Below are 11,999 nucleotides of genomic sequence, written 5' to 3'. Positions count from 1 at the left end.
CCTTGGACTCTATCAATTGCGGTAGTTTTGATAACAAGGCTCTTGCATATTTATTTTTATCGTAAAAATTTATCTAACCATGAGTAATAAGATTTTGACGATCACAATATAAACAAAAATACAATAATATTATAATCAAATACAACTATTTTACAATTTAAAATACAATTAAACTCAAGCTATATTGCATTATTATAATTATACTATTGGAAAAGGATAATAAAAATATACATAGAGGAAAGATCCTACATGAGATACTGAGAAATCATCCGCGAAGGATTAAAGATATCGTCGAAGATGCGGGTTATAAATATGGTACTTTTTATAAGCATAAGAATAATCCAGAGCTCTCGTATGAAATTATTGCCAAATATGGTAAAGTAATCAGTAGAGACTTATCAGTGGAATTTCCAGAAATGGCTGATTATCCCGCTTTAGCATTAGTAGAAACTTCATATAGAGCTCCTATGGACATAAAAAAAGAGCTGGAAGAGTTAAAAGAAAAGTACTCCATTTTTTTAAGTAAACACAATACTATCCTTGAATCTAATATTCAATTGAGAGAAGAGAATATTAGACTAAAAGAACAGATTGCAGAATTAAAAGCAAAATATCAATCTTAATATAGTCCATTAAAAATCACCAAATAAGCATCAAAACAATAATTAAAAACTGATATAGCATCTAGTAACCTGTACCTCCGCATGTCTTGACCCCAATTTACATGTTATGCAAATAGGTTGTACTGAAATGCATCCCATTATATTGGGAGTAATTGTTATTGAACTAATCATGCTCGGAGCGCAGGTAGCTTACTATTTAAGTAACCCTCTTAAAAATGATCGTATTTGGCATTTGCTTTTCCTCACGCTGCTACTCACGCTTAATATCGTGAATGGCTTTCTTCCCACCCCTGTTTTGGATATACCATTATACATCCAATATATCATTCGTAATGGAATCGGTATTTTTACTGTTTCCTTCTTCCCTATCCAATTTTTCAAAAAGCTTCAGATATTAGATAGGAAGTTTCAAGAAAAAACAGCAATCTCATTCCTTTTAATATTATCTTATCCTATTGTTTTCCTTATTACTTATAATACATTCAATGATCTAGACAAAGCCCATCGATACACGATTCTCTTGCCGTTTTTGAATAACATTACCATTATGGCGCCTATAGGAAAAACCATCTGGAACGTTTATAGAAGAAATATAGACCGGAAAGGATCTCCTGAAGAAATATTAGCTTTTATAATGCTGTCAACATGGTTATTTGTCTATCTTTCCATTCATCTAAACTGGGGGAAAACAATAGAGATCATTTTAATTAATATTGGACCAGCAACATTCAACATTCTCCTTCAGTATAATTACATCAAAACTTTGCGTTATGAACAAACGCATCTTCAACAGGTAAACTCATATGTCCCACAAAAAGAAGTTATCTCTTTCAATTGTAGAATTCATTTGCTTTCTAAAAGAGAGACGGAGATTGCCCTACTTTTATGCCATCGACTCCAACGCCAGCAGATTGCAGACAGACTTTTTATATCTGTACGAACCGTTGACAAACATGTCGAGCGGATATTTCTAAAAACAGGTGTTTCATGCAGAGAAAACCTTCTGGAAAAACTTAATAACTATTCATAGTTCCTTTCCTAAGTACTTAAAATTCAATAATACGTAAGTATTGCGTATACGGATACGCTATACTTACGCTATGCTCAGCCGTAGTTCAGACCTACCTTAGCTTTTAATTAATCTCGTGGTAAAAAATAAACACAGTGCATTATGTGGGCAAAAGAAATTGACAATCTTTATTCTGAAATGTTGGAACAGCTGGAAAAAATCAACGGCTCTATGCATGATTCCGTTGGAAAACTAAGCGTTTCACTTAGCCTAATCCGCCAAACTATGATTTCATTAAGAGAATTCATAAAAGTAAATTCTTTTATCGATGAGGAACAGGAAATTAAATTTTTCAAATACGTAAAACCTCGTTTTGCCGCATGGCAGACTTACTACATTGAATTGCATAATATTATTTCCTCCACCCCAATCGGTACAGATCAAATGATAAAGGATTATTATATAAACGAAATAGCCATAACGGACAGGTTCTTTAAGATAAATGCTTTTTACTTCCAGTATTACTTGAAAGATGAGCATTCAAAAGATAGAATATATTTTCTTCGTAGAAACAGAACTCAGTTTCCGCCCGGCTCAGAGATAATCGTGATTGAATCTGATTTCTCAACTGAACTGGATTATTTGTTCAGCAAATTTCGCGCTTATGAAATGCTAAGGGATTATATTATAAAAAGGGTAAAATTTTTACATCAGGAATCAGATCGCTCCAGGATAAATGAGCTCTCTGATAAAATGAAAAGATCATGGTCGGGCGATAAGATAGAACTGGTAGAGATAGCCTATGGAATTTATTATACCCAAAGATTGAATAATGGAAAAGCTGAAATTTCCGATATTATAGATTGGCTTGAAGAAAGCTTAAATACCGATCTCAGCCAAGCGTACAGGATGTTCGTCGATATAAGAAGAAGGAAAACGATAAGCTATACAAAATTTATCGACGAAATGCGTCATGAAATAAATGTCCACATTGAAGACTCCATTAAATACAGACCAAAATTCAATAGCCAAAACAAATAAACAGCAAATTCTTTAAGGAAAATAAGTTTAAGCAGCTGTTTTTCATTGTCACGAAGGCCCTCAGCATATCATTCTTAAAAAACGTTCGCACCTTTCAGTTATTCCAAACCCTCTTAAAGAGCTCTTAATCCATTATAACCGATCCCTAAAATCATATAACGTAAAAGTCTAACAAGATAAAAATGCGAAGTCCTTTCGGATTTCGCATTTCTAAATCTTAGCACTTATTGTCCCCTGTCGGTTCCTTCTTACAAATCCGACATTTGTTATTATTTTTAAGGACTATTGCTATCGTTAATTGACTTTGGCAATCTTCTGAACAGTATTGCCATTTTCTAATACTTCTGTAGGTTTATAGACCCATGAATGTGGCACTTTGTTTTTAACAAAGACTGCTCCACTATTTTGATCAAGCACAACTGTATTAGACAATCTCTGAGTCGGTATACGTTCAATAACCTTGTATTCTTTGGACGGCCTTTCCTCTTCAATCTTTACATATCAAAAGGATTTACCTTGCAATCCCTAGCGCAAATTTACATCCGTTAATCTACTTTTAAAGCTTGGAAAGATCGACAGTCATAATTCTTTCCTCCAATATATTTTGGTTCCATTCTGCATCTGATAGTTTATTCAAAGGTTTTTGCTGCCTGATCAGTTCATAACCGTTGCCTACATAATCTCTGAAATAAAAATCATAAGAGCCGCCGATAATACCTTTTGTAGGAAGATAAAGAAAACGATTAATCCCCTTTGTCCAATCGTAATAATCGGCTCCATTGGATGACCCAATAGTCCAGAATTGATAAGCGGTACCTGCTGACGTTTTGACTTCCTTTGAAAGATATTCCTTCCAGAGTCTCCATCCAAATCTGTAACTCGGAGCCACCACCTTTTTATCAAATTCAAAGGGTGAGAGTTCGCTTGGAAAAGACTTTTTAAATAGCTCTAGGTATTCTTTAAGTTCGACCTTTGGCTGTTTTAGATTTAAATAACCATAAACTGATGGAAAGGTATTTTCAAAAGAGACAATAGTGAATTTCTCTAACAAAGTATTGGGGGCATAAAAATATTTTTCACCGCTCTTTTTTACAGCAAGGAATTCACCAAAGAATTTTTGGTGATTTCCATATTCCGAACTGCTTGTACTGAAGCTTGGAGCAAAAAGTTCTTCTTTCAATGCTTCTATATCTAGAAGGTTCTTTATTATATTCGGATCTTTGATCTCTTCCCACCCTCTGCCGGTTATCAAATCTGGCAGTACCGAAAACAGAAACAGATTTTTGTTCCGGTCCTCATTTCCAGGAAAAAGAAAGTTGTAGATTTCAACATTATAATCAACCTTGTATAATTCATTTGTGTTTAGCAGGAAGTGTGATCTGATATCTTCTCTAATATCATTCTTTCCATTTAGCAACACATATTTCCGCTCTGAAGCCTCTGTATAGATTGTATGAGTGATCAGCAATAAAAAAAGAATATAGAACTTATTTAGTGAATTTTTCATTTTTAGTATTCGTAAATTATGGACACTTTCGACCCTTGTGCTTGTTTTTTGTCACATCCCGTTCATTTTGATTCAGGATAATATCGTTTGGTAATCTGTTTTCAATGATTCCTGTAGTAACAAGGGCATCGATTACATCATTGCTCAGATTTGGATTAAATGCTTTTAATTCGGATTTCATTAATCCCATAAATGTATCAAACCTGGAATGCATCCCATCATTTCTATAAAAATACTTACTTCCGTCCGGAGATTGATAATATTGAATCTCGGGATATCTTGTATTAAATTGACTGGATCCAAGACGATATTTCTCAGCTTCCAAATAGGCATGCCACACCTCATGGTACATAGTGGTTAACAGATATTCTTGGGTAGAGTTTTGCAAAATAAACTTTGACAGATCTACATGCGCATTATTCGGATGGATGCCCTGTCCGCCCCTTAAACCTCCGTCCTGTAATGGATTGGTATACTCTTTGGCATGAAACGTTAAATTTATCCTGGTCTGGCTACCACCAAATAAACTGTTTAAAAGCTGCGAAAGTTTACTTTCCGATTGCGTGAAATAATCTATTAAACCAACTGCACATGGATAGTCATCAAGCTGATGTTTTACTTTACTGTCTCCATCATCACCTCCATCGCCACCAGTAGATCCACCACCAGTTGGACAGCCACCTCCCACATTTAGCTCAACGATATTAAAAGAATGTACACATTGGACAGTTCCCTGAACTCTTGAAGCTGCCGCCCTTACGCGATTTCCAACATCTATATGGGACATACTGCCCTGTGGGACAATGATTCTTATATTTTGTTCCCAATTAATACTTGCACTGCCACCTACGTCAGCTAATTCTAAATTGAGCTGATCAACTATACTTTCAGGAATAATTCTATTAATAACCTCAGGCGTACATTGCATGGGGTTCAGATTAAAATTTCCGAGATAAAGTCCTGTCACCTCATAGACACAAGTTAAAGGAGCAGAGCCGTTACTCATTTTTTTTACAGGAAAATTCTCTTGCTGACTTTTCAAATAATCTATTAATATACTATTTTTTGCAAAGGTTTTTAGTCTTGTTTCAGGGAAAGAAAGCTCTTTTAATAAGAATCCCTTTTTTTGTAAATAATGTTCTATACTATCATAAAGTATGTTCCGAGTATCATAATATCCTTTAATTTGTACTTCAATGGGTTTATTGTCTGCTGTGAGTTTGATATCTAAAAATCCTAGACTTTGTTTATTTTTTGTAAACGGCACGTAAATGTGTTCTACTTTGCCACCAACATTATAAATTTTAATACATTCGTTCCAGTTCAATTTTTGAGCTTTTAGACCATTCCTATTTACGGTTGTATTAAAATCTCCAAAGTTCTTTAATTCTTCCATCAATGCTTTAATCAGCCCATCTTCTTTCTCGTAAGTTTGCTCTACTTCAAGCTCTTTATCCAAAATTGTACGGTTACAAGATTGGAACAAGAGCAAAGCTGTAATAAAATAAAATAGCTTTCTTTTAAAAATATCTATTATGAACAGGTTAATAAATTTCGTTCTAATATATTTATGTTACATTAAAGTTTCAACTATTTAAAACATCGTTTTTAAAAGGATTTTATAATCAGGAAGTTATTTTTTTAAAAAATTAAATTTTGCTACCCTTGTATTGTCAAAATCACTTCTGTGCTGTACAACTTATTCTGTAATGTAAGTCTATAATACGACGGTACATTTTCGACAATTATCCTTCCATTTCAGAATTTGTACGACGGTCCTTTTCTTCACGGATAAGAAGTCCTAAATCTCCGATTTCAAACCAAATCACCCCTTCGGGTGATTACCAAAGATTTGATTCAGACGAAATATCTCCTAATAAATCCTTTTCACTGAAGCTAGCCGGCCTAAAGGAACAATTATGATTCAAACTTGAATGAAAATCTAAACATGCCGAAAAATAATTCTGAAAATATTCTCCAATAAGTAAACTCCCCAATAATATAAACTTGGTAAGGAAAACCAAAACATTAATCATTTTGTCTCAGATCCAAACTGAGAAACTGATATTATTTAAATCTAGTTTCGATTTTCAATAAAACCTTCATTTTATAGACTATTATCACTTACACCGATTTATAAATACTTTTCTTTTTGACCGAAAATCAACCCTAGAAAAATCATTACCAAGCTTTCCACCTTGGGAAAACACCGACTGCACCATCACCAATTTTGCTCAATAAAGGAATCGTTCTTTGACATTGTGGGAAGAAGCATTTCCGTATAAAAAACGGAAATTATCGTGCAGTCAACATAGATCATCAGATCTATTTTTGATGAACCGAAGGCAGCCGGTTTCGGCAGGTATGTATTTACCTACGTGTGTATTCCCGAGAGACAGATTAAAGAGTTAGCCTTAATGTAGAGATACATACTCGATAATATCAATAATAGAAAAACAACCCATATACATATCCAAGGGGGCAAAGATTTGCTCCCTTTTTTTATTTCTGAAATATTTTAATCCAGCAATTTATGGAAACACAGCGAAACGCAAAACAGATCAAGGACGAAGTGTCATTGGTTGAGTTCCTTGCTAGGCTCGGCCATCAGCCTACCCACAGATCGGGAAGAGATCTTTTCTACAGGAGCATGCTCCGAAATGAAAATACACCTTCTTTTTGTGTCAACGACCAACTAGATGTATGGTTCGATCATGGAGGGGCTAACCTTTCTGGCATCAAGGGCGGGAACATTATTGACTTTGCTCTGGCCTATTGGCACCCAACAACATTCCTTGAAGTCCTGAATAAAATAAATGATATTATGTCATTACCCATCAGACAGATATCCTCAGATCCTTATCGACAGAAACGGCCCAGATTAAAAGGGACACGCGTCGCTAATTACAAAATCCAGGATATAAAAGAACTCGGCAACAATCCACCAATTACAAAATACCTCGAAAAACGAGGAGTTTTAGAGCAAGCTCAAGGTAAGATAAAAGAAGTATACTATGTTATTGAAAGTGGACCGAAAAAAGGAAGAACATATTTTTCAGCGGGATGGCAGAATGAAAACGGAGGATGGGAATTAAGGAACAGAATTGGACTATTCGAATTCAAAGCCTGCCTCGGTCGAAAAGGAATATCCTTTTTCAATGCATCCTCTGAAAAGCTGTCAATCTTTGAAGGCTTCCTTGACTATCTTAGCTGGCTAAAAGACAATCCTAACGCGGCCGATTCCATAATTGTACTAAATTCTGTGAACCTCCTGGATATTGGAATAGAGAAGGCAAAAACCTACCGCCAGATCAGCGCATATTTTGATCGTGACAAGGCAGGAGAAACAGCTTTTGGACTATTGAAGCACAAACTTCCACATGCAGAAGATTGCTCAGAAGTTTACACGGGTTTTAAAGACTATAACGAAATGCTGCTCGCCAGAAAACCTACTCTCCTTCCCTGGGAAGAAGAAAATATTTATGAGAAAATATTGGGAACCTACAAACGCTAAAATATACCGATTCCATTCACAAAAAGATTCCAGTTTTACAAATTAGCTGATAAGCTTAATATGTAATAACCAGCTTATCAAATATGCAAACATAGTGATTGGCGAGATAAGCATTAGGCTAGTAAGCTCATGATCTGGCTATGTAATTTGCAAATAAGCCATTAAGCTTATTTAGCACTAGGCAAATATGCAAATAAGCCACATAAACATGAGCCAAATAAGCTGATCGTCTAAGAACCTACTTTGCAAATTGGCTAAAAAGCGAAATATACAGATTGCTAATAGGCACTTAAGCCATCCTGAATAATTGTCCATTCCATCTATAAACTGACACCAATGACCGATCTAAACCGAAGCGGCAAATCACGTATAACCTTCATCCCTCACGCAAGCCCCGAAAGCTCCGCCCGCTCACAACGGAGTCTTCATTCAGGCATCAAACCACCTTGTGTTTTGCTCCCTGCAAGTTGTGTTTTCGGGTACCCCGAAAACCACCTTGCCTTTGCCCTGCGGTGCCCCTTTTGGGGAGCTGCAGGACAAAGGGGAAAAACCTTCGCAACTCGGTTTTTCTCTTTTAAAACGTGCTAAAGCAGATTTTAAGGCTAAAGCTTTATCGCAGTTAAGAATAATAAGTTCCAATGAAAAAAGTACAAAAGAAAGTCGGGAGACCTCCAATGCTGAGCGGAAAACGTACGTATATTATCAAAGCTAAACTTACCGAAGATGAATTTAAGGCTGTTCTAGAAATTCAAAAAAGATCCGGGCTAAACCGCATGGAACTGATCCGAAGACGTGTACTGGAGAAAGGTATAACAGGGACAATTAACACAGCTGAACTGCTCAATGCTTTAGATTCCATCGGTAGCGAAATGGGTAGAGCGGGAAATAACATCAACCAGCTTGCCAGACATGCCAACACGATCAATAAACAAGGCCGGTTAAATGAGCAGATCGTAAAAGATTTTAATCTTTTATTTTCGGACTATATCCATTTTCAACAAGAGCTTGAAAAGTTGCTCCGCCATATACTTCGGGCGATGAAACCACGATAACATTTATTCCGCTGTTATGATTGTCAAGATCCTCAAAAAATCAACAACTTTTAAAGCCGTTAATTATAACAGCGGAAAAGTTGACAAAAACAGAGGCGAACTATTGCTTGTCAAGAATTTTGGCGCACTTCAGGGAATGGAGAACCTACGGCCACAGGACTACATCAACTACCTACAAGCTGTCTCCACTCGCAGTACACGAATCAAATACCCCCAGTTCCATGTTTCAATATCCACAAAAGGCCGTCAGCACAGCAAAGAAGAACTCGCGGAAATTGCTCAAAAATGGATGGATGGCATGGGATATGGCGAGCAGCCTTACCTTTTAATCTTTCACAAGGATACCGATAACAATCACGTGCATCTGGTTTCAACCCGCGTGGGAAGGGATGGTAAGAAGATCTCGGACCGCTATGAGAAGCTAAAAGCCTATCGCGTACTAAATCAAATTATGGGAGAAGACCGGGAGCAACAACTGACGAGCCATCTGCAAAAGGCACTCTCCTATAATTACTCTACCCGAGCACAATTTATGATGCTGCTAGAGAATTTGGGCTATACTCTTGTCCGAAAAAATAATATGTACTGCATAAATAAAAATGAAACCGAAATTGGTCAGATCCAGCTATCTAAAGTGGACGAGCGAATCGCTTCGTACCAAAAAGACAAAGCCCGACTGATCCAGATCAGGGCTCTCATCGAAAAATATAAGCATAGCCGTGATCCATCCATCAAGTACAATGAGAATGGATACTACTCAAATCTAGCAGATTTCCTTCGCGATCAATTCGGTCTTCAGTTCGTATTTCACGGCAAGGATGGGAAAGCGCCTTACGGTTATACCCTTTTCGACCACTCAGGTAAGGCCATATATAAAGGAGCCGAGATTATGGTACTGAAAGAACTTATTGCCCCAAAACCTGATCATTTCAGCAGCATAGAGGTGAAAAAACTACCTAAAGAAAAACAGGCTGCTACTTCCAATGAACAGTCCAATCTGACAGCGAGTAACAACAGCAATATTCAACTGGAGGAATCATCCACCGAGCTTAACGGAGGGCAGTCAGCTGATCTGGCCAATGGCGCTCAGGATTTATCCGAATTTGAAATCCCCATACTTACAGTGGATATCAATATTGCAGATGATATCGATGATGAAGCCATCCTGGGGCGAAACCGTCGGCGCAAGCGTAAGTCCCGTACCAACACCAGATAATATTAATTCTTTAAATATCCGAAATATGGTCATTCTGATAGGAAATCAAAAAGGCGGTGCAGGTAAAAGTACACTGACCCTGTTACTAGCCAATTACCTGACTTCAGTGTATGAGCAAAAAGTTACTGTGCTTGACATGGACTATCAGCAGTCCATATCCAGTAAATACGAAAAAGCGAAGATCCTTGAAAATGAAGAACCTTATGAAATCGTCTCGGTCGATCTGGACCAGTTCCCGGTTTTACTGAAAGTACTCACGAAGAATCCAGATGAAACGGTGCTTGTCGACTTACCGGGTAAAATGGATGACGATGATCTCATTCCGGTCATACGTTCCGGCAACCTCATCTTATGTCCTTTTTCCTATGATGAATTCTCCGTGGATTCAACATTGCTATTTGCCATGGTCACAACAAAAATAAATAAAAAGGCTCCACTGGTGTTTATACCCAACAGGCTCAAACCCAATGTACGCTACGACACCCGAACGGAAGTGGATAAAGTGCTGGCAAAATTTGGAGCAATAACACCAGGCATCGCTGACCGCATTGATTTTCAACGCGTAACCACCCTCTATACGCCGGCAATCGTACTGCCCGCCATCCTGCCCATACTTCAATTGATATATGACAATTACATAAATAAGGAGGATCCAAAATGACCGAAATAAAATCGCTCGCCGACAGGCTCCGAAACGAGCTTCGCAGCAGTGAAACCGAAAACAAGACCCAAGAAGCTAAAAACAAAGAAAGCTCGCCCGCTCCCGGAAAAAAGCAAAAAAAATTATCTTCTGACGAATTAAAAGCTGATCTATTTTTTGATGCGATCCTCTCCTTTCAGTTAGAAACTACGGAGAAAAGCCTCATCCGGGTCGATAAAAAGACAATGAACCTGCTCAAACGGATCAAGCTCACAAAAGGAGTCGACATGAACCGCTTCATCGTTTACTGCGTCCACCAATACATTGACCAGCATCCCTGGCTTGCCAATTACATCAATGAAACCCTTAAAAATACAGCATTATGAACTGGACAAATTTCCTTTTAATCCTTACCCTATCCTATTTATTCTATTACGGTCTGAACCTGCTTTACGATCTTTTCATGAACCGAAAACCTTACTCTTCCCCGGGAAAGGATGATACGCTATTTTTTGAAGAGGATATCCAGCCACAGATCATAACCTATACTCCCAGCCCGGCTGCCGATCAGGCCGAAGAAGAAATTGAGCCTATAGTCGCCACAGTGCTTCCAAAGACATCAAGGAACATAAGCGGAAACGTTTTTTCAACTGGTGCAGTAAGCCTGAAAGAACTTTTCAATCTCGCCAAAAACAACCTCATCGAACATACCAGCACCATACCCTATTAAAAGATGTGGCATCGGATTATGTTATGGACGGCAATTGCCGTCCTTTTTTTTGCCTGGCCGATAAATGCTTTCTCACAGCCCGGTATCAATGAATTCTACAGCGCCACAGGTGAAATGCACCGCTGGTATTTCAGCTTCGCGGACCTGGTACTTGTCATCGGAGCCATATCGGGGATACTCGGCGGACTGCGTATCTATGCCAACTGGCAGTCCGGGAAACACCATCACATCGATGCCCAGGTCATGGGATGGCTGTTTTCCTGTCTCTTCCTCACACTAGTCGGTGTCTTTCTCAAAGCCCTCTACGGGATCAATTAACCCATTTTTCATACCCTTTAACTTCTTCTCTCAGATGACAGTAAAAACAAAAAAGCTGTTCGCATGTTCGGTGGCCATCCTCGGTGCAACAAACATGCTTTTGGCACAGACAGCAGGCGGAACCACAGGAATCAATGCAGCAACCTCCTCACTGACAACTTATGTCGACCCTGTCTCCACATTGACCCTGGCCATCGGGGCCGTTGTCGGTATCGTCGGTGGCGTAAGGGTCTACATCAAATGGAACTCAGGTGATAACGACATCAACAAAGAACTCATGGGATGGGGCGGTTCCTGCCTTTTCTTAGTACTCGTTTCAGTCGTCATCAAAGCCTTTTTCGGCGTCTGA

The 11,999-nt window shown here is 38.1% G+C and carries 13 protein-coding genes; 11 read left to right on the top strand and 2 right to left on the bottom strand.

All coding sequences use genetic code 11. The features are described from left to right. Positions 1–206 precede the first annotated feature (206 nt). The 3 genes from CBM24_RS07970 (at position 207) to CBM24_RS07960 (ending at position 2,673) form a co-directional block, all read left to right on the top strand. The gene (locus tag CBM24_RS07970) at positions 207–623 is read left to right on the top strand and encodes a hypothetical protein (protein ID WP_088160801.1); all 417 of its coding nucleotides are present in this window, start codon (positions 207–209) and stop codon (positions 621–623) included. A gap of 106 nt (positions 624–729) precedes the next feature. Next, on the top strand, positions 730–1,653 hold the full coding sequence (locus CBM24_RS07965) for a response regulator transcription factor (RefSeq protein ID WP_088160800.1): 924 nt from the start codon (positions 730–732) through the stop codon (positions 1,651–1,653). 141 nt (positions 1,654–1,794) lie between these two features. Beyond that, positions 1,795–2,673 (top strand): RteC domain-containing protein, encoded by an 879-nt coding sequence (locus CBM24_RS07960; protein WP_088160799.1) that lies wholly within the window; start codon positions 1,795–1,797, stop codon positions 2,671–2,673. A 556-nt stretch (positions 2,674–3,229) separates the two neighbouring features. On the opposite strand, the gene CBM24_RS07955 is transcribed toward CBM24_RS07960, so the two are convergent. After that, entirely contained in the window at positions 3,230–4,180 is a 951-nt protein-coding gene (locus CBM24_RS07955; protein WP_088160798.1) for a hypothetical protein, read from the bottom strand. A gap of 16 nt (positions 4,181–4,196) precedes the next feature. Continuing rightward, the gene (locus CBM24_RS07950) at positions 4,197–5,639 is read right to left on the bottom strand and encodes a hypothetical protein (protein ID WP_088160797.1); all 1,443 of its coding nucleotides are present in this window, start codon (positions 5,637–5,639) and stop codon (positions 4,197–4,199) included. A 1,074-nt stretch (positions 5,640–6,713) separates the two neighbouring features. Here CBM24_RS07950 and CBM24_RS07945 point away from each other — a divergent pair. The 8 genes from CBM24_RS07945 (at position 6,714) to CBM24_RS07905 (ending at position 11,999) form a co-directional block, all read left to right on the top strand. Then, on the top strand, positions 6,714–7,694 hold the full coding sequence (locus tag CBM24_RS07945; RefSeq protein ID WP_088160796.1) for a toprim domain-containing protein: 981 nt from the start codon (positions 6,714–6,716) through the stop codon (positions 7,692–7,694). A 638-nt stretch (positions 7,695–8,332) separates the two neighbouring features. Then, complete coding sequence (locus CBM24_RS07935) at positions 8,333–8,746, top strand: plasmid mobilization protein (protein WP_088160794.1); 414 nt, start codon at positions 8,333–8,335, stop codon at positions 8,744–8,746. A 16-nt stretch (positions 8,747–8,762) separates the two neighbouring features. Next, positions 8,763–9,962, top strand: a complete 1,200-nt coding sequence (locus CBM24_RS07930; RefSeq protein ID WP_088160793.1) for a relaxase/mobilization nuclease domain-containing protein — start codon at positions 8,763–8,765, stop codon at positions 9,960–9,962. Further along, positions 9,898–10,623 carry a ParA family protein gene (locus CBM24_RS07925; RefSeq protein WP_232475721.1) on the top strand — a complete coding sequence of 242 codons (726 nt, stop codon included), beginning with the start codon at positions 9,898–9,900 and terminating at the stop codon, positions 10,621–10,623. Before CBM24_RS07930 ends, CBM24_RS07925 begins: the two co-directional genes overlap by 65 nt. After that, positions 10,620–10,988 (top strand): hypothetical protein, encoded by a 369-nt coding sequence (locus tag CBM24_RS07920; RefSeq protein ID WP_088160791.1) that lies wholly within the window; start codon positions 10,620–10,622, stop codon positions 10,986–10,988. Before CBM24_RS07925 ends, CBM24_RS07920 begins: the two co-directional genes overlap by 4 nt. Then, the gene (locus CBM24_RS07915; RefSeq protein WP_088160790.1) at positions 10,985–11,332 is read left to right on the top strand and encodes a hypothetical protein; all 348 of its coding nucleotides are present in this window, start codon (positions 10,985–10,987) and stop codon (positions 11,330–11,332) included. The genes CBM24_RS07920 and CBM24_RS07915 overlap by 4 nt, the downstream gene beginning before the upstream one ends. 18 nt (positions 11,333–11,350) lie before the next feature. After that, positions 11,351–11,650, top strand: a complete 300-nt coding sequence (locus CBM24_RS07910) for a DUF4134 family protein (RefSeq protein WP_232475720.1) — start codon at positions 11,351–11,353, stop codon at positions 11,648–11,650. 34 nt (positions 11,651–11,684) lie between these two features. Then, positions 11,685–11,999, top strand: a complete 315-nt coding sequence (locus tag CBM24_RS07905) for a DUF4134 domain-containing protein (protein ID WP_088160788.1) — start codon at positions 11,685–11,687, stop codon at positions 11,997–11,999.

Origin of the sequence: Sphingobacterium sp. G1-14, assembly GCF_002196555.1 — a bacterium.
GTDB lineage: Bacteria > Bacteroidota > Bacteroidia > Sphingobacteriales > Sphingobacteriaceae > Sphingobacterium > Sphingobacterium siyangense.
The sequence above is the reverse complement of the archived record's forward strand: the minus strand, read 5'-3'. Positions and strand labels throughout refer to the sequence as shown.